Origin of the sequence: Streptomyces sp. NBC_01497, from assembly GCF_036250695.1 — a bacterium.
In the GTDB taxonomy this organism is placed as follows: domain Bacteria; phylum Actinomycetota; class Actinomycetes; order Streptomycetales; family Streptomycetaceae; genus Streptomyces.
This window is the reverse complement of sequence record NZ_CP109427.1, coordinates 7,256,969-7,274,605: the sequence shown is the minus strand read 5'-3', so window position 1 is coordinate 7,274,605 and position 17,637 is coordinate 7,256,969. Positions and strand designations below refer to the sequence as shown.

15 protein-coding genes and 1 pseudogene are annotated in these 17,637 nt (G+C 73.8%); 11 read left to right on the top strand and 5 right to left on the bottom strand.

Translation table 11 applies throughout. From position 1 onward, the window contains the following. Window positions 1-162: 162 nt before the first annotated feature. Window positions 163-858 (top strand): type 1 glutamine amidotransferase domain-containing protein, encoded by a 696-nt coding sequence (locus OG310_RS30820; RefSeq protein WP_329459112.1) that lies wholly within the window; start codon window positions 163-165, stop codon window positions 856-858. Then, window positions 858-1,310 (top strand): hydroxyphenylacetyl-CoA thioesterase PaaI, encoded by a 453-nt coding sequence (paaI, locus tag OG310_RS30815; RefSeq protein WP_443078768.1) that lies wholly within the window; start codon window positions 858-860, stop codon window positions 1,308-1,310. The genes OG310_RS30820 and paaI overlap by 1 nt, the downstream gene beginning before the upstream one ends. Before the next feature lie 426 nt (window positions 1,311-1,736). Here paaI and OG310_RS30810 read toward each other — a convergent pair whose 3' ends face one another. From OG310_RS30810 to OG310_RS30800, 3 genes are all read right to left on the bottom strand, one after another. After that, window positions 1,737-2,672: a M48 family metalloprotease gene (locus OG310_RS30810; RefSeq protein ID WP_329459111.1), complete on the bottom strand. Its 936-nt coding sequence runs from the start codon at window positions 2,670-2,672 to the stop codon at window positions 1,737-1,739. Window positions 2,673-3,048: 376 nt separating this feature from the next. Beyond that, the gene (locus OG310_RS30805) at window positions 3,049-3,432 is read right to left on the bottom strand and encodes a BlaI/MecI/CopY family transcriptional regulator (RefSeq protein ID WP_329459110.1); all 384 of its coding nucleotides are present in this window, start codon (window positions 3,430-3,432) and stop codon (window positions 3,049-3,051) included. Window positions 3,433-3,607: 175 nt separating this feature from the next. Next, window positions 3,608-5,080 (bottom strand): MFS transporter, encoded by a 1,473-nt coding sequence (locus OG310_RS30800; protein ID WP_329459109.1) that lies wholly within the window; start codon window positions 5,078-5,080, stop codon window positions 3,608-3,610. A 126-nt stretch (window positions 5,081-5,206) separates the two neighbouring features. On the opposite strand from OG310_RS30800, the gene OG310_RS30795 reads away from it, so the two are divergent. The 6 genes from OG310_RS30795 (at window position 5,207) to OG310_RS30770 (ending at window position 11,121) form a co-directional block, all read left to right on the top strand. Further along, window positions 5,207-6,427, top strand: a complete 1,221-nt coding sequence (locus tag OG310_RS30795) for a cytochrome P450 (RefSeq protein WP_329459108.1) — start codon at window positions 5,207-5,209, stop codon at window positions 6,425-6,427. Continuing rightward, window positions 6,424-7,083, top strand: a complete 660-nt coding sequence (locus OG310_RS30790) for a TetR/AcrR family transcriptional regulator (RefSeq protein ID WP_329459107.1) — start codon at window positions 6,424-6,426, stop codon at window positions 7,081-7,083. Before OG310_RS30795 ends, OG310_RS30790 begins: the two co-directional genes overlap by 4 nt. A gap of 128 nt (window positions 7,084-7,211) precedes the next feature. Continuing rightward, window positions 7,212-7,412, top strand: coding sequence for a ferredoxin (locus OG310_RS30785; protein ID WP_329459106.1), 201 nt, complete (start codon window positions 7,212-7,214; stop codon window positions 7,410-7,412). Then, a complete protein-coding gene (locus tag OG310_RS30780; protein ID WP_329459105.1) occupies window positions 7,409-8,641 on the top strand; it encodes an NAD(P)/FAD-dependent oxidoreductase in 1,233 nt (410 codons plus the stop codon). The genes OG310_RS30785 and OG310_RS30780 overlap by 4 nt, the downstream gene beginning before the upstream one ends. A gap of 52 nt (window positions 8,642-8,693) precedes the next feature. Next, window positions 8,694-9,926 (top strand): cytochrome P450, encoded by a 1,233-nt coding sequence (locus OG310_RS30775; RefSeq protein WP_329459104.1) that lies wholly within the window; start codon window positions 8,694-8,696, stop codon window positions 9,924-9,926. 226 nt (window positions 9,927-10,152) lie between these two features. Then, window positions 10,153-11,121, top strand: coding sequence for a hypothetical protein (locus tag OG310_RS30770; RefSeq protein ID WP_329459103.1), 969 nt, complete (start codon window positions 10,153-10,155; stop codon window positions 11,119-11,121). A gap of 311 nt (window positions 11,122-11,432) precedes the next feature. Here OG310_RS30770 and OG310_RS30765 read toward each other — a convergent pair whose 3' ends face one another. Next, window positions 11,433-12,005, bottom strand: coding sequence for an NADPH-dependent FMN reductase (locus OG310_RS30765; protein WP_329459102.1), 573 nt, complete (start codon window positions 12,003-12,005; stop codon window positions 11,433-11,435). A gap of 498 nt (window positions 12,006-12,503) precedes the next feature. Here OG310_RS30765 and OG310_RS30760 point away from each other — a divergent pair, with 498 nt between their 5' ends. After that, window positions 12,504-13,511 carry a COG4705 family protein gene (locus tag OG310_RS30760; RefSeq protein WP_329459101.1) on the top strand — a complete coding sequence of 336 codons (1,008 nt, stop codon included), beginning with the start codon at window positions 12,504-12,506 and terminating at the stop codon, window positions 13,509-13,511. A 207-nt stretch (window positions 13,512-13,718) separates the two neighbouring features. Here OG310_RS30760 and OG310_RS30755 read toward each other — a convergent pair whose 3' ends face one another. Beyond that, window positions 13,719-14,387, bottom strand: coding sequence for a DedA family protein (locus tag OG310_RS30755; protein ID WP_329459100.1), 669 nt, complete (start codon window positions 14,385-14,387; stop codon window positions 13,719-13,721). A gap of 341 nt (window positions 14,388-14,728) precedes the next feature. Here OG310_RS30755 and OG310_RS30750 point away from each other — a divergent pair. Then, window positions 14,729-15,453 (top strand): annotated as a pseudogene (locus OG310_RS30750) (ABC transporter permease). Between the two features lie 224 nt (window positions 15,454-15,677). Further along, the gene (locus tag OG310_RS30745) at window positions 15,678-17,456 is read left to right on the top strand and encodes a hypothetical protein (RefSeq protein ID WP_443078910.1); all 1,779 of its coding nucleotides are present in this window, start codon (window positions 15,678-15,680) and stop codon (window positions 17,454-17,456) included. The last annotated feature ends 181 nt before the right edge of the window (window positions 17,457-17,637 follow it).

Genomic DNA, 17,637 nt, shown 5'->3' with positions numbered 1-17,637 from the left:
CGCCGGCGCGGTCCTTTTGGTCCCGCGCGGCAAGGCGGCCTACCGTCGGTGGGGCGCGTCGGCGGCACGGGCCGTCCGGCGGACCGGCGGGACCCGCCGGTCCGGTGGCCGGGCCCCCTCCGGCGCGCACCACGAACGCCCGCATTCTCGGAGATGAGCTACATGGCAAAGATCCTTTTCGTAGTGACCGGCGCCGACAGCTGGACCCTGGCCGACGGCACAGGTCACCCGACCGGCTTCTGGGCGGAGGAAGCCGTCGTCCCGTACCAGACGTTCAAGGAGGCGGGACACGAGGTCGTGGTCGCCACACCCGGCGGCGTCGTACCCACCGTCGACCGGGGAAGCCTGGCGCCCGGGGCCAACGGCGGGCAGGAGGGCGCGGACCGCGTGGCGGCCGGCCTGGAGGCGTTCAAGGAGTTGCGGCAGCCGATCGCCCTGGAGGACGTGGACCCCGACGCGTACGCGGCGGTCTTCTACCCGGGCGGCCACGGCCCGATGGAGGACCTGGCGGTCGACGCCGTCTCCGGCCGGCTGCTCGCGGGCACCCTCGCGTCGGGCAAGCCGCTCGGTGTGGTCTGCCATGCCCCGGCCGCGATGCTGGCGGCCCGTACCGACGACGGCGGCAACGCCTTCTCGGGGTACCGGCTGACCGGCTTCACCAACGCCGAGGAGACGCAGGCCGGCTTCGCCGACCGCGCCAAGTGGCTGCTCCAGGACCGCCTGGTCGAGATCGGCGCGGACTTCCAGGAGGGTGAACCCTGGGCCCCGTACGTGGTGAGCGACCGCAATCTGATCACCGGCCAGAACCCGGCCTCCTCCGGGCCGCTCGCCAAGGAGCTGCTGGGCAGGCTGGCCTGATGACGGCGGTGACGGGGGACGACGAGGCGCTCACCACCCCGGACCTCGCTCTGCGGCGGGCCAGGGAGCTCCACGAGCGGGACGGTACGTGCGCGATGCTCGGGATCACCCTGCTCGACGCGGGTCCCGGGCGGGCCGATGTCGCGATGCAACTGTCCGACACGATGGTGAACGGCCACGGCACCGCGCACGGCGGCTTCCTCTTCCTGCTCGCCGATGCGGCGTTCGCCTTCGCGTGCAACACGCACGGCCCCGTGACGGTGGCCCAGTCCGCACAGGTCACGTTCCTGCGTCCGGCGCGTCCTGGCGACGACCTCAGGGCCGAGGCCAGGGAACGCGCCCGGTCGGGCCGTACGGGCGTGTACGACGTGACGGTGCGCCGGCCGGCGGACGGCACGGTCGTCGCGGAGTTCCGGGGGCAGAGCTGCACACTGCGGCAACGGGATACCTGAGCGGCGGTAGCGGCACGGCCCGGCGGCGGTGTGCCCCGGCCGCGGCCGGGCCGTCCTGCCGGACGGCATCGGCCCGGTGGGCCCGCCCACCGCTCGCCGGCAGGCGGAAGCCACCGGCTCCCTGGCTCACCGGGAGCCGTCCCGGCGGCGCTCCGTACCGACAGCGGCGCAGTGCCGTGCACGCCGTCGGTGCGGGTACCACGGGCTCTCGCGTCCGTCGGTCACGGGAGCCATCCCGGCGGCGCTCCGTACCGACGGCGGCGCAGTGCCGTGCACGCCGTCGGTGCGGGTACGACGGGCTCCTGCGGCCGTCGGTCACGGGAGCCATCCCGGCGGCGCTCCGTACCGACGGCGGCGCAGTGCCGTGCACGCCGTCGGTGCGGGTACGACGGGCTCCCGCGGCCGTCGGTCGCCGCGCGACCGGCGTCAGCTCCGCGCGTGGTGGCAGGGTGCCGCGGCCCGGGCCGGGGCACCCGCCATGTCGAAGATCTGGTCCATGTCCTGGGCGGACAGCACCAGGCTGACGCAGCAGGCGAACAGCAACGCGGCGTGGGCGAGGATCAGGTGGCGCCGCATCGGCGGTGGCGGGGCCAGCAGGGCGCGCACCCGCTGCGGGACGGGCCCGCCCGTGACCGCGAGCCCCGGCTGCGGGCGGTGGGCCGCCGCGAGCGCGGCGCGGGCGACCGCGCGGGCCACCAGGGGACGGTCGGCGAGAGCCGCCGCCGCGTCCTCGTCGGCCCAGCGCTCCAGGGCGAACGCACCCGCGGTGGCGACGGGCCGCAGCAGCGGGTCGACCGCGGCCGCGAGGTGCAGCACCAGCAGGAAGAGGTGGTGGCGGTGGCGCAGATGGGTCCGTTCGTGGGCCAGCAGGGCGCTGCGCTCACGGGCGTTCAGCGTGCGCAGCATGCCGGACGTCACCACGATGCGCCCCGGCGTGCCCGGCAGGGCGTAGGCGCCCGGCTGGGGATCGTCCACCACCGCCAGTTCCCCGCCGGGAGGCAGGAGCCTGCCCTCGCGCCGGGCGGCGAGAAGCAACCGTGTCCTGCGGCTGGCGGACGTGACGAGCAGAGCGGCGCACACCACGAGCGTCGCGGCGCACACCACGCCCACCGGCCAGCCGATCGGGGTGTGCGCGACCAGCACTCCGGACGACCAGCCGCCCTCGGCTGCGAGGTCGGGGAAGCGGTCGATCAGCGTGAAGGCGAGCATGCCCAGTGCCGCGGCCCAGCCGCCGCCCGCGATGACGGAAGCCACTGCCAGCAGCCAGGACGCCATCCGCGGTGGCAGCCGCCGGGCCGCGCCGGGCGCGGTCAGGGCCAGCACGGCGCTGACCGCGAGGGGTGTGCACAGAGCGATCCGCATGTGTCCCAGTCCTCTTCGGCCGTCGTCGGGGTCCGCGTCGGGACCTGTGCGGGTGTCCGGATGCCGGGAGTCCGGTGCTTGCGGGGGGCAGGGTCCGGTGGCCGGCACCCTCGTGACCGGTGCGGGTGGGGTGCCGGGGTCGGTGACAGCTGAAGGTACCGCCGCGGCCTGTGGCTGACGACGTGAGGCCGGCGGTCACGGTCCCGGGACGGGGCACGGGGCACGGGGCACAGGGCAGGGGGCACGGGGCACAACGTCACGGACCAGGGCATACGGGTCGCAGGGCATGCCCGGCGCACGAGGCTCGCGGCGCGGCGTCGACCGGCCGTTCCGGCGGCCGGCTCCACGTCGCCGGCACGTACGCGCTCGCCCGCTGTCAGTCCTCGGTCGCCGCACGCAGCAGCTGTTCGAGCAGCCGCTCGTCCTCCGCGGGGAGTTCGGAGACGAAACGGGCCAGCACCGCGGCCCGGTCGCCGCCTTTCTCCAGCAGCGCGCGCATGCCCGCCGCGGTGTGCCCGGCTTCGTCCCGCACCGGCGTGTACAGGTAGCCGCGGCCCGCGCGTTCGCGGGTGACGAGCCCCTTCTCGTACAGCCGGGACAGGATGGTCAGCACCGTCGTGTAGGCGGGATCGCCATCGACCTGTTCGCGTACCGTCGCGGCCGACGCGGGGCCGCCCGCCGCCCACAGGGCACCGAGCACCTCGCTCTCCAGCTGCCCCCGCGCCCGCCTGCCCGGCGGCGCCGTGCCGTCTCCGCTCACACTGCTCCCGCTCGTCCCGGTCCGTGCGGGTCACGGACCGAGCCAGGCTACTACGGCCTGTAGAGCTCGGGCGAGCCGTGGTCCCGCAGCGGCCCGACCCCCGCCCGCGGCCCGCGCACGGTCCGGGACCGCCGCTCCGACCCGGCCCGGCACGACCGCGAACGCGCGAGGACGCTCAGAGGGAGTGCGCGGGCTCCCCGGCGCCGGCACTCCTCGGCTGCTCGTCGCTTTGCGGCCCGTCGCCCTGAAGGGCGGCACGCACGGCGGGGATGACCGCCGCGATGGCCACGGCGACGACCGCCATCGCGATGCCGACGCCCAGGGCGGTGCGGAAGCCGGCCTCCGAGGTGAGGCTCCGGCCGTCTCGCGAGGCGGTCGTCAGGTGGGCGAGGAGCAGGCCGATCACGGCCGCACCGACGGAGGTGCCCAGGGAGCGCATGAGCGTGTTGAAACCGTTGGCCGCGGCGGTCTCCGAGCGCGGGACGGAACTCATGATCAGGGCGGGGATGGAGCCGTAGGCCAGGCCGACGCCGCTGTTGATCACCATGACGGCGAGCATGATGCCCCAGGCCGATCCCATCAGCATCAGACTGACGCCGTAGCCGGCCGCGATGACCAGGGCCCCGCTGATCAGGGTGACCTTGGGCCCCTTTGCGTCGCTCAGCTTCCCGCCGAGCGGGGAGATGAGCATCATCATGATGCCGCCGGGCGCCATCCACAGGCCCGCGGCCAGCATGGACTGCCCCAGGCCGTAGCCGGTGGCGGCGGGGAACTGGAGCAGCTGCGGCAGGACGAGCATGCTGGCGTACATCGCGAAACTGGTGAAGATTGAGGCGGTGTTGGTCAGCAGCACGCGCGGCCGGGCCGTGGAGCGCAGGTCGACCAGCGGATCGGTGGTGCGGATCTCCCACGCTCCCCATGCGAGCAGGAGGACCACGGCGGCGACGAACAGCCCGAGGGTGGGCGCGGAACCCCAGCCCCAGTCCGCTCCCTTGGAGATACCCAGGAGCAGGCAGACCAGCCCGGCGCCGAGCCCGAGGGCGCCGACAAGGTCGAAACGCTGTCCGCGCGCAGTGGCCGGGACATCGGGGACGACCGCGAGGACCAGGCCAGCGATCAGCACGGCCAGGGCGGCCGAACCCCAGAACAGGACCCGCCAGTCGGCGTACTGGGCGATCGCCGCGGCGAGAGGCAGCCCGAGCCCGCCACCGATGCCCATGGAGGCGCTGACCAGGGCGATGGAGGAGCTGAGCTTCTCCTGGGGAACGACGTCACGCAGCAGGGCGATGCCGAGCGGGACCATCCCCATGCCCATCCCCTGCAGCCCCCGCCCGACGATCATCGGTATGACGGTGGAGGAGAGCGCGCACACCACCGAGCCGACGATCAGCGGGACCGAGCAGGCCAGCAGCATGCGTCTCTTGCCGAGCAGGTCTCCGAGGCGTCCGGTGACGGGCACGCACACGGCCGACACCAGCAGGGTGGCGGTGACGATCCAGGTGGCGTTGGACGGCGTGGTGTCCAGCAGGCCCGGCAGGCGCGGCAGGAGCGGTGTGACAAGGGTCTGCATGATCGCCGCCGTCGTGCCCGCGAGTGCGAGCACGGCGATGACACGCGTCGCACGGGAGGGGTCGGCTGTTTGCTTCACGGGCTCTCCTCGAAGGACTTGGTTGCTCGCGGCGACTTTAAGTCATGCGATTGACTTAGTCGAGGGCGGGCATTTGACTGGGCCCCGGAAGCGACTTCGCGACAAGAGCGGCCACAGGAGGTCTGCGTGACGGACACGGACGCGACGAAGGCCCTGCCCTACCCCCTGAAAGCCCCGTCGGCGCTGGCGCCCCCCGAGGACTGGGAGAGTCTGCGACGTGAGTGCCCCGTCGCACCGGTGACCTTGCCCAGCGGCGACGGGGCAACACTGCTGACCCGGTACGAGGATGTGCGCACGGCGTTGTCCGATCCGCGCTTCAGCCGGGAGGGCCTGACCCGTCCGGACGCGGCGCGTGTGGCGGCCGGCGGCTCGGAGGGCATCTTCAACAGCCCGATGGCACGCACACTCAACGCGCTGGGGCCGGGCCGCTGGCGGTCCATGGTCGTCCGGTACTTCACCGCCAAGCGGATGGCCGCCCTGCGCCCCGACATGGAGGCGGTGACCGGTCGGCTCGTCGACGGTATGACGCGAGGCGGCACCTCCGCCGACCTCGTCGCGGAACTCGCCTTCCCGCTGCCGGTGTACATCATCTGCCAGATGCTCGGCGTGCCCGAGAGCGACCGCGACCGCTTCACGCTGTGGTCGGACGCCTTCTTGAGCACCACCCGCTTCACCCGCGAGGAAACCGACGCCGCACAGCGGGACTTCGCCGCCTACCTGTCCGGCCTCGTCGCGGCCAAGCGGGCCGACCCCGGCGACGACCTGATCAGCGTGCTGATGACCGGCGACGGCGGCGCGGGCGAGCCGATGGACGAGGACGCCCTGGCCGCAACGGGTCAGGCCCTGCTGCTGGCCGGCCACGAGACCACCGCGGGCTACATCGCCCTGATGCTGGCGCACCTGCTGGCCGACCGCACTCGTTGGGAACAGCTCCTGTCGGACCGCTCGCTCGTCCGCCACGCCGTCGAGGAGAGCCTGCGCTTCGACCCCAACGGCAGCAACTTCGGCATGCTCCGCTACACGCACGAGGACACCGAGCTCTCCGGCACGGTGGTCGCCGCGGGGACCACCGTGGTGTGCAGCATGGCGGCGGCCAACCGGGACGAGAGCGCGTGGCAGCACGCCGACACGATGGATCTCTCGCGCAGCCCCAACCCCCACCTCACCTTCGGCGCGGGTCCGCACTCCTGCCTCGGCCAGCCGCTGGCCCGGACCGAGTTGCACTGCGTCCTGGACGTCCTGCTCGACCGGCTGCCCACTCTGCGCCTCGCCGTGGACCCGGCCGAACTGCGCGCCCACGACGGGCTGCTCACCGCACCCCTTCGAGAACTGCCGGTGACCTGGTGAGCGCGACGGCACCGTCGGTACGGACCGAGCGCGCCCTCGTCACCCGGGAGGCGATCCTGGCCGCCGCCGAGCGGCTGTTCGCCGAACACGGCCTGTCGAACGTCTCGCACCGGCAGATCGCCGAGGCGGCCGGGCAGCGCAACGTCGCCGCGGTCGGCTACCACTTCGGCAGCCGGACCGACCTGGTGCGCGCCCTCATGGCCCGGCACGGCACCCCCGTCGACGAGATCCGGAGCCGCTACGTCGCCCGGGTCGAGGGCAGCGAGGACATCCGGGACTGGGTCGGCGCCCTGGTCCGGCCCGTGACCGACCATCTCGGCTCCCTCGGTGTCCCCTCCTGGAACGCCCGCCTCTCCGCGCAGGTCCTGACGGACCCGCAACTACGGGCCGTGGTCATCGAAGAGGCGGTGGAGCGCCCCCGCCTGCGCCCGATCCTCGACGGCCTCGGCGCCCGTCTCGCCCATGTCCCCGCCTCCGTCAGAGCCGCGCGGGGCGACATGGCTCGCCACCTGATCATCCACACGTGCGCGGACCGCGAACGCGCCCTCGCCGAGCAGACGACGCCGCTGCACGGCTCGTGGAACGACACGGCCGACGCGCTGACCGACGCGCTCGTGGGGCTGTTCACCGCACCGGTCACCCGCCCGCCGACGTGACCACCACGCACGGTCGCCCGTTCAGGCGTGAGCACCGCACACCGGCCACCCGCCCGCCGGCCGACCACCGGTCGCTCACCCATGACGTGACGCGACCGGCGGCCCAGCCCCTACAGGAAGGAATCACCATGAAGATCAGCGTGGACGAGGAGAAGTGCTGCGGCGCCGGACAGTGCGTCATGATCGCTCCGGGGGTCTTCGACCAGCGCGACGACGACGGCATCGTCATCCTCCTCGACGAGAACCCGCCCCGGGACCACCACGAGGCCGCGCGTGAATCCGCCGGCGTGTGCCCCGCAGCGGCGATCCACCTGCGCGAGGACGCGTGAACACGGACGGCAGCGTGCTGGTGGTCGGCGCCTCCGCCGCCGGCCTCGCCACGGTGGAAACCCTTCGCGGAAAGGGCCACCGGGGCCGCGTCACCGTCCTGGACGCCGCCACGGGTCCCCCGTACGACCGTCCCCCGCTGTCCAAGCAGGTCCTCTCCGGTGCCTGGGAACCCGAACGCGCCCATCTGCGCACACGGGAGGCGCTCGACGCGCTGGACGCCGAGTTCGTCCTGGGTGAGGCGGCGGCCGGTCTCGACGTCGCGGACCGCACGGTCCGCACCGCCTCCGGCCGTCTTCTCACAGCCGAGGCTGTCGTCGTGGCGACCGGCCTGCACCCGCGGCGCCTGCCCGGCCAGGACGCACTGCGCGGCGTCCACGTCCTGCGCACCCTCGACGAGGCGCGCGACCTGCGCCGCGCGCTGGGTTCGGCCCGTCGTGTCGTCGTCGTGGGCAACGGGGTGCTGGGCTCCGAGATCGCCGCCACCAGCGCGACGCTAGGCCTGCACACCACTTTGGTGGGAGTCCGGGCCGCCCCCATGGAGGACCGGTTCGGGCCGTGCGTCGCCTCCTTCCTGGCGGCTCACCACGAGCGCGGGGGCGTGCACCTCGTCAACGGCACGAGCGTCGCCGCCTTCTCCCATCGGCAGGGCCGCGTCACCGGGGTCCAGCTGTCCTCGGGACCGACCCTGCCCGCCGATGTCGTCGTCGCCGCGATCGGCTGCGTACCCGCCACCGGCTGGCTGGCCGCCAGCGGCCTGTCCCTGGACGACGGAGTGGTCTGCGACGCCGCGTGCCGCGCCGCACCCGGCGTCTACGCGGTCGGCGACGTCGCTCGCTTCCACCACGACGGCCTCGGCAGGCACCTGCGGCTGGAGAACCGTACGAACGCCACCGCACAGGCCGCGGTCGTCGCCGCGAACATCCTCGGCGACAGCCTCACGTATGCGCCCGTGCCCTACTTCTGGACCGACCAGTTCGACGCGAAGATCCAGCTGTACGGCGTCCCCGCCGCCGGCGCCGACGTCACCGTCGTCGAGGGCGCGCCGTACCGCGGCGCGGACGACCGCTTCGTCGCCCGCTACGAGCAGGGCGGCCGGACCGTCGCCGTCCTGGGCTGGAACATGCCCAAGCAGGCCCGGCTGCACAGCGGATCGCTGGCGGCGCCCGCGTCCGCCGCCACCACGGGCCCGGCGAGGACTCTCAACGCCGCGCCGCCCCCGGCCCCCTGAGCCCGGCCACTCCCCCGAGGACCACGCACACCCCCACCGTCAAAGGACGCACATGAGCACCGCCCCCCGCACAGAGCCGGCCCCCTCCGTCCCCGAATTCCCCCACCCGCGCGCCGTCGGCTGCCCCTTCGGCGTCTCGCCCGCCATGCGCTCCCTCGTCGGCCTCGGACCGGTCAGCCGGGTCATCTCCTGGGGCGGCAGCAGCCCCTGGGTGGTGACCCGTCATGCCGAGCAGAAGGCACTGCTCGGCGACCCCCGGCTCAGCGCGGACTTCACCAACCCCGGCTTCCCCAGCCCGGTCGACCCCGCCCATGCCCACGCCGGATCGGCGGACATGAGCTTCGTCGGCATGGACGACCCCGAACACGCGCGCCTGCGCCGCATGGTCAGCGGCGCCTTCACCGTCAAACGCATCGAGGCCATGCGGCCCGCCGTGCAGAGGATGACCGACGACTTCATCGACGGGATGCTCGCCGGGCCCAAGCCCGCCGACCTGGTCCAGGCGCTCGCGCTGCCCATACCCTCCCTGGTGATCTCGGAGTTGCTCGGCGTCCCCTACGCGGACCACGAGTTCTTCCAGTCGAACAGCAAGACCATCGTGTCCTCGACCGCTACCGCCGAGGCGCGGCACACCGCCCACACCAACCTCGCCACGTACCTCGACGCACTCGTGGCGAAGAAGGCCGGCGACCCCGGTGAGGATCTGCTGTCCCAGCTCGCCCTGCGCGTCGAAGCCGGTGAGGTCACCCGCCGGCAGGCGGCCGCGATGGGCGTCCTGCTGCTCCTCGGCGGCCACGAGACCACCGCCAACATGATCAGCCTGGGCACCCTGCTCCTGCTGGAGCACCCCGGGCAACTCGCCGCCATCCGCGACACGGACGATCCCCAGGTGGTCGCCGCCGCCGTCGAGGAACTCCTGCGTTACCTCTCCATCGTCCATCTCGGCCGCCGTCGCACGGCACTTGAGGACATCGAGATCGCGGGCCGGACCATCCGCGCGGGCGACGGCGTCATCCTCCTGAGCGAACTCGCCAACCGGGACCCCGGCGTCTTCCCCGACCCCGACACCCTCGACATCACCCGCGACGCCCGCCCCCACCTGGCCTTCGGCGCGGGTACCCACCACTGCGTCGGCCAGCCCCTGGCCCGCATGGAACTCCAGATCCTCTATCCGGCCCTCTTCCGCCGCATCCCCACGCTGCGCACCGCCGTCCCCATGGACGAGATCCCCTTCAAGCACGACGCCGTCATCTACGGGATCCACCGACTGCCCGTCACCTGGTAGCAGGCGGCGGGACGAGCAGCCCTCCCGGGCGGCAGGCGGCCCCCTCGACATGGCCGCAGGACCGCCCTGCCGCCCGACCGGCGTGGCTCCGGGCCGTGGCGGCCGAAGACCTCGTGCGAACTCGGCGGCGGCTACATTGCGGGGGGAGCCCGCTCGGGGGTTCGCCGGGTTCGGTCGGAGCTCTTCGAAGCGGGGGTGGTCATCGGTGGCCGTGGAGTCGATACCGGTGAAGGCGACACCGAGGTCGCTGCTGTGGCAGGGCGAGGAGCTGGTGTCCTGGGCCGGGGGCGGACGGCGGTGGGACCGCGACGGGGTGGAGCACGACCCGCGGTTCTGGTGGAGTTTTCCGTTCGACTCCGGGACCGCCTCGGAGTCGGGACCGTACTCGGCCGTGTACCAGGAGCGGGGCACCAAGGGCGTGTTGCTCGAAGGCGGGCGGGTGATCCGAGAGCTGAACCGCAGCTACTACCATGCCCCGGCCACCGACTACCCGCTCGCCCTCGGGGAGCTGGGCGACGGCCGCCAGGTCGTCGTGCACTGCCCCGAGGAGTACAACACACTGCAGATCGAGGACGCGGCGAGCGGTGAGCGGCTGACCGCCGGCAGCCGCTCACCGCAGGACGTCTTCCACTCCAGGCTGAGCCTGAGCCCGGACGGCCGCCATCTGCTGTCGGTCGGCTGGATCTGGCAGCCCTTCGGGACCGCTCTGGTCCACGACACCGCGCGCGCACTCGCGGACGCGAACACCCTCGACGCCGACGGCCTGTTGCCGACCATGGCCACCATGGGCGGGGAGGTGACGGCCGGTTGCTGGCTCGACGCGGACCGGCTGCTCCTGGCGACAGGCTCGGAGGAGTGGTACGACGACGAGGCGATCGCGCTGCCGCCGCGCCACCTCGGCGTGTGGTCGCTCTCCGAGGGTGACTGGCTCCACCGCAGCCCCGTCCCCGATGCCGACCCCGGTGTGCTGCTCCTGCCGCGCGGCGATCAGACCGTGACGCTGAACGGGCATCCGCGGTTGCTCGACACGGCCACCGGGCACGTCGTCGCGGAGTGGCCCGAGGTCGGTGTGTCCACCAAGACCCTCTGCTACGGCCAGCGCGGCAGGCCCACCCCCGTCGCGGCGATCCATCCCGACGGCACGCGGCTGGCGGTCGCCCAGGCGCAGAGTATCGCCCTCATCACACTGCCGTGAAGCGGGTCGGTTCACGCTTCGTGAGCCGACCCGGATGGACGCGGTGTGATCCTTCCCAGGGGACCCCGGAGCCGCGCCGTCGCGCGTCGGATCGGGGTCGTCCTCGCCGCCGCCCGCGAGCAACGCCCACAGGCACAGGGCCGGTTCGCCCAGGGCGTGCATCAGACCGCGGAGACGGTCCGATGGGTACCCGTCGGCCGGACCGCCACTGCCTCCGCGCCGGCGCACGCGGGCGGGGGCGTCCCCGGCGCCGGGTGGGTGCCGGGGACGTCCGTACACGGGCGCACCGGTCAGGCGCACGTGTGCGACAGTCAGGCGGACGCCGCGTCGCCGCGCAGGGGCTCCAGAGCCTTCGTCCAGGCGATGAGCTGGTCGAGCATTGTCTCGACGGCCGGCAGCTGGTAGTCGCCGGGCTTGAAGACGCTGAAGTTCTCGAACTCCGTCATCAGGGACAGCGCCACCTGGGCGCGCACGTGGGCGACCTGCAGCTCGGACATGATGAGGCGGAGGTGCTCCACGGCACGGGCGCCGCCCACGCCGCCGTAGCTGACGAAGGCCGCGGCCTTGTTGTTCCACTCCTTGTACAGGTAGTCGATCGCATTCTTCAGTACGCCCGACGTCGAGTGGTTGTACTCGGGCGTGACGAAGATGTACCCGTCGAACTCGGCGATCTTGGCCGCCCAGGCCTTGGTGTGATCGTTCTGGTACTGGCCCAGCGACGGGGGAACGACCTCGTCGAGGTGGGGCAGCGGGAAGTCGAGCAGGTCGACGAGTTCGAACTCGGCCTCGGGACGTTGCCTGGCGATGTCGAGGACCCACTTGGCGACGGCCTCGCCGTTGCGTCCCGGGCGGGTACTGCCGAGGATGATGCCGATCTTGGTCATGGCAAGCGTTCCTTTCGCCCCTCCGCGTTCGGCCCCGGCGCGCAAGCGAGGGACAGAACGGCACGGGGGCAGATGGGGTGCGGTGGCCCGCCCGGAACGGCCTGCCGGCCGGCCGCGGCGCCGATCGCTCCGCCGGGGCCCTGGGACCGGACGTGCACGGCACCAGCGAGACCGGCGGGGCCCGCAACAGCAATTGACGTGTCAATCATATGGCGAATGATTGACGCGTCAAGCAGGGTCCGGTGTGACAAAGCTCCCTGAACCCGGACGGGCGAACCGGCGGCGCCCCCGCTTCCCGGCAGCGCCCCCCACTTCCCGCCGCCGCCCGCAGGACCGACCGGAACCCGGGGCGCGCAGCGTGCGCCGCTCGGCGGACACCGCCCCCCGGCCCCGACGGCCGGAACCGCGCGGCGCCGACCTCCGTCCTTTCTATCGTCTACAGTCTCGTAGACGACAACGACGGACACGACGGCGCCCGGCGCCGGAACGGTGAAGGTGATGACGAATCAACCCGACGGCGGCGCGAGGACCGAGCCGGCACCGAGGCATCGGCGACCGGGCGGCGGACCGTCCGGGCGGACGGCCGCCGGCGGCGCGGGGCCCGCCGGCAGGGCGAACCGCGCGGGAGCCACCGGGGCGATCAAGGTTCCCGCCGTCGCGGCGGTGTTCTGGGTGGTCAAGATCCTCACGACCGGCATGGGCGAGACGACCTCGGACTTCCTGGCGAAGACGCTCGGGCCGGTCGTCGCGGGCGCGCTCGGCGCCGTCGGTCTGGCCGTGCTGCTCTGGCTGCAGTTGCGCACGCCCCGCTACCGCGCCTGGGCGTACTGGTCGGCGATCGTCATGGTGAGCGTCTTCGGCACCATGGCCGCCGATGTGGTGCACGTCGTGGCGGGCATCCCGTACGCGGTCTCCACCGTGGCGTTCGCGGTGATCCTGGCCGCCGTCCTGATGGCCTGGTACGCCGTGGAGGGCACGCTCTCCATCCACGCCGTGCGCACCCGCCGCAGGGAGTACTTCTACTGGTCCACCGTCCTTGCCACCTTCGCTCTCGGCACGGCCGCGGGCGATCTGACCGCTGGCAGCCTGGGCCTCGGCTACCTGCCGGCGGGCATCCTGTTCGCCGCCATGATCATGATCCCCGCCCTCGCATGGCGCTTCCTCGGGCTCAACTCCGTGGCCGCGTTCTGGTGGGCCTACATCCTGACCCGGCCCCTCGGGGCGTCGTTCGCCGACTGGATGGGCGTGGGCAGCGCCCGCGGTGGGCTGGGCTGGGGCACCGGCCCTGTGAGCCTGGCACTCGCGGTCCCGATCGCCGCGCTGGTCGTCTGGCTGGCGGTGAGCCGGGCCGACTCCCCGGACCGCGCGCCGGACACCACGCCCGGCGGACGCCCGTACGGCACGCCGACCGCCCCCGCGCTCCGCGGCGGTGCCGGGCCCGACGCGCCGCTCCGCAACGGAGAGGGAACGGACGGTGCGGCCGAGAGCGCCCCGCGCCACTGGTGACACGGGCGCCCGGTGGCACGGATGCCCGGCGGGACCGGGGCCCGGCGACGCGGCAGCCCTGGGACGGGAGCCCGGCGGCGCGGCAGCACCGTGGACCGGGTGCCCGGTGACCGGGAGCCCGGCGGCGCGCCCTCCCCCGGGCGCCGCCGGGACACCGCCGCCTCGCCCGTTCCGGCTCAAGCTCCGCTCGGACGGGGGCGCGGCTCGTCAGCTCACGCCGCCCTCGCGCGCCGCGCGCCTGCGGGACCTGAGCAGTTCGACCCCGAGCGGCACCAGGGACACGACGACGATCAGCGCGATGATCGGCAGCAGGTACCGGTCGACGTTCGGCACCGAGGAACCGAGCACGTATCCCGCGACCACGAGGCCCGCCGACCACACCAGCCCACCGGCGGCCTGCCAAACGGCGAACGTGCGCGGCGGCACGTCGAGCACGCCGGCGAGGGGGTTGAGCACGGTCCGCACGACCGGGATGAACCGGGCGAGGACGATCGCCTTGGCGTGCCCGTACCGTTCGAGCAGTTCCTCCGCCCTGACGGCACCCTCCCGCAGCCGTGCGGAGCGGCTGCGCTCCAGCAGCGCCCGGCCCCCGCGCCGGCCCAGTACGTATCCGACCTGCGCTCCGGCCAGCGCCCCGGCAACCGAGGCGACGATCACCTGCGGCAGCGACATCGTGGGCCCGTGGCCCGACGTACCGGCGCACAGGAGTCCCGCGGTGAACAGCAGCGAGTCACCCGGGAGGAAGAACCCGATCAGCAGACCCGTCTCGGCGAACATCACCAGGGCGATGCCGAGGACACCGAACGCGGAGAGCACGGAGCGGGCGTCGAGCAGATTCACCGCGAGCTGTGTCGCGGTGAACAGGGGTACGGCCATCGGCGGGGACCTTCTCATCATGGGGCGGCCGGGGCGCGGTGCACGAGGACCGCCGCCCGGTGCGTGTGACAGGCGGCTTCGACCGGCGGGCGGAGCCGTTCCACGAATGTCTACAACACTGTAGTCGATAGCGCCCGGCCACCGGCACGACCGGCCCGGCACCATCGATGGACCCCAGTCGACCCCGGACCCGGCCCCGGCGCCGCGCCACCGGCGCCGCATCGGCCGCGAAACAACGCGAACGGCCTACGCCCCCCGACGAAGAGGAAAGGGACGGCACCATGCGCCACACGAAGGTCACCGCGTCCTGACTCCCGCCCGTCAACCCGACGCCCGGCATCATGCCGGCGGTCCTGCTGCCCGCGGCGGTCGTCGTCTGCGCCCGCTACCACCTCGGCCCGGAGACCGGCCCTCCCCCGTGGCGGCAGATCGCGCCGGCCGGCCCGCGGGCGGCGGTGCAGCCGGCCGCCGTCTCCGTGGTGATCACCTGGGTGATCCGCTCACTCCGGGCCCTGGCGGCCTTCCTCCTGCTGATGCTCGCCACGGCGGCGCGCACGGCGGGACGCAGGCTCACGCCCGACCGGTCGTGGTGGCTGACAGCCGTTCCGATCGCCGCGGGACCGCCCCGGTCGCGGCCGCGCCGCGCCGGCCGGGCTCGTCCCGCTGAAGGGCATCGCGCCGGTCCCCGTCGCGGGCATCCTGCTGGGCGGCGCGCCCACCGCCACCGTCCTGGCCGGGCGGCGCGCACCGGACGAGCCGACGCACCGCCGCGGTGAGGTGGAGGCGGCCCTGTCCCTGGGATTCCTGGACCCGGTCGCCCGGCTGGAGGCCGTCCGTCCGGCCGCTTGCGACGCACAGGTGGCCGGGGCTCGACCAGACCAGGACCATCGGGCTCGTCACCCTCCCCGGCGCTTTCGTCGGGGTGCTGCCGGGCAGCGCGAGCCCGATCATGGCAGGGGCGGTGCGGTTGTTCGTCCCGATCGCCCCGATGGCCGTTCAGACGGCGGCCGTGAGCGTGACGACCGAGACGGTGGCGCGCGGCGGGCCGCAGCGGCCCCCCGCGTGAGGAGTCGGGCGTGGCGCGCGCGCCGGGCGCGTCGGGCGCCTGCTGTACGGCGGGCACGTCGGGCGCCTGCTGTACGCCGGGCACAACGGCGGCGGCGCCCCACGCGACGGGCGCGGCGCCTCACCCGATGCGCGGAACCCGGCGCGCGCACATTCCATCTACATGATGTAGTAGCAACTGCCGGGTTGCTCGCACCACGTAAGGAAGCCGCTGTGGACGACACCATGCCCACTCACGCGGAGAGACCCGGCCCCCGGCGGCCGGCCGGCCCGTCCGCCCAGAGCGCTCCGCCGGACGGCTCCGCCCCGGGCGCCTCTCCCCCGCAGTGGCATCGGGGGATGACGATCCTCGCGACCGCCAGTCTCTTCATCGGCACCCGCGCCACCTGGACGACCGCCATGCGGTTCGACCCGCCGGTCGCCGGGGCCATCTCCCTCTGCTACGCCGCGATCCTCCTCTGCGGCGTCCTCGCCCTGTGCGTCCGCGGGCGCCGGGCACTGGGCCGGGTGGACGCGGCCGTGCTCGCCGTGGCCGTCGCCCTGGCGGTGTGCGCCTACTGGCTCGATCACGGGGGCACCGACGAAGGCGTGCTGACCGCGCAGGCGGCGACGGAGATCCTGCACGGCCGGCCCGTCTACGGCAGCCCCTGGCCGTGGCTGTTCGGCACACCCCGGGTCGGCCTGACGAAGACCATGGGGGGCGGCGGCGACTACACGTACGCCTATCCGCCGCTGGCGGCCCTGCTGACCGCGCCCGTACGGCTGATCGTGCACTCCACGGCGGCCGCGACCCTGGTGACGAGCGGGGCCCTGGTCGCGGGCACCGTCACCCTCTGGAAACTGCTGCCCGCGCCGTGGCGCTCCGCCGCGACCGCCGTGTGCCTGGGCTTCGGCCTGCTGCCGCACTACGCGCGCGCCGGCTATCCCGCCCTGATCGCGTTCGCCCTGCTCGTCCCGGCCGTGGTGCGCTGGCCGGGGACCGGCGCGGGCGGCCGGCTCGGGCGGTACGGGGTGCTGCGCGCCTGCTGCCTCGGCGCGGCCTGCGCCGCCCAGCAACTGGCCTGGTTCCTGGCCCCGTTCCTCCTCATCGGCATCTACGCCGTCCGGCGCGGCGATCTTGCCGCGGGCGCCACCACGCCGGGCGGCCGGACGGCCCCCGCCGCCCTCGCCCTCACCGCGCGCTACGCCGGGTCCGCCGCGCTGACCTGGCTGCTCGTCAACGCCTACGTCGCGGTCCAGGACGTCCCCGCGTGGTTCAAGGGGCTGCTCCTGCCGATGACCCAGGGGGCGATGCTGCACGGCCAGGGCCTGATGGGCATCTCGTACTACTTCACCTCGGGCAGTGCGCACCTGGCCTTCTACTCGTACGCGAGCCTCCTGCTGCTGCTGGGGCTGCTGGCCGCGCTGACGTTGTTCATCCGGCGGCTCGGCCCCGCGCTGACCGTGCTGCCCTGGCTCCCCTTCTATCTGGCGACCCGCTCGCAGGACGGCTACTTCCTGCTGATGACACCGCTGTGGCTGGCGGCGGCCGCCACCGTGCCGGCCGGCGCGCTCGCGACGGCGTGGCGGCCCCGCCTGCCGCGGCCCCTCGCCGGCCGCCGGGGGCGCGTCGCCCTCGCGGCCGCTCTCGTCCTGCCCGCCGCACTGTGCGCGACAGTGGCGGCCGCGAGCCCGCCTCCGCTGCGCATGAAGGTCACCGCACGGTTCGCGGAGGGCGCCCGGCACGGCGTCACCTCGCTGGCCGTACGGGCCGAGAACACCACCGGCGTCCGGCTCACCCCGCACTTCGCGAGCCGGGCGGGGCAGGGGGCGTCCGCCTGGTGGCCGGTCAGGTCCGGACCCGGGACCCTCGGCCCGCACGCGTCGGCCTCGTACGTCCTGCGTCCGCCGCACGGCCTGTACGCGGTGCCGCGCGGCCCTCACGTGCCCGTGCATCTGATCGCCGTGACGGACGGGCCGATGACCATCACCACAGCGCTCCTGCCGACCACGCACGCCCACTGACACCCGCACGGTGAGCCCCGCCACCGCCCGGCCGGACCGGCGCGGGTGCCGCCCGGCAGGCCCCGGCCGCCACGCGCGGTGGCCGCTCCTGCGGCGCCCCGGGACCCGGGAACCCCTTGCGTTCGTCCTTCGTTCATGATTTGGCCACCCGGAATTCATCGTCTACTCTCGCGTAGACGAA

Excerpts from the sequence above, each read along its gene's own strand:
- OG310_RS30785 (WP_329459106.1), top strand. The coding sequence starts at position 7,212 with ATGAAGATCAGCGTGGACGAGGAGAAGTGCTGCGGCGCCGGACAGTGC.
- OG310_RS30810 (WP_329459111.1), bottom strand. The coding sequence starts at position 2,672 with ATGCGGATCGCTCTGTGCACACCCCTCGCGGTCAGCGCCGTGCTGGCC.
- OG310_RS30820 (WP_329459112.1), top strand. The coding sequence starts at position 163 with ATGGCAAAGATCCTTTTCGTAGTGACCGGCGCCGACAGCTGGACCCTG.
- OG310_RS30765 (WP_329459102.1), bottom strand. The coding sequence starts at position 12,005 with ATGACCAAGATCGGCATCATCCTCGGCAGTACCCGCCCGGGACGCAAC.
- paaI (WP_443078768.1), top strand. The coding sequence starts at position 858 with ATGACGGCGGTGACGGGGGACGACGAGGCGCTCACCACCCCGGACCTC.
- OG310_RS30755 (WP_329459100.1), bottom strand. The coding sequence starts at position 14,387 with ATGGCCGTACCCCTGTTCACCGCGACACAGCTCGCGGTGAATCTGCTC.
- OG310_RS30775 (WP_329459104.1), top strand. The coding sequence starts at position 8,694 with ATGAGCACCGCCCCCCGCACAGAGCCGGCCCCCTCCGTCCCCGAATTC.
- OG310_RS30745 (WP_443078910.1), top strand. The coding sequence starts at position 15,678 with ATGCCCACTCACGCGGAGAGACCCGGCCCCCGGCGGCCGGCCGGCCCG.
- OG310_RS30760 (WP_329459101.1), top strand. The coding sequence starts at position 12,504 with ATGACGAATCAACCCGACGGCGGCGCGAGGACCGAGCCGGCACCGAGG.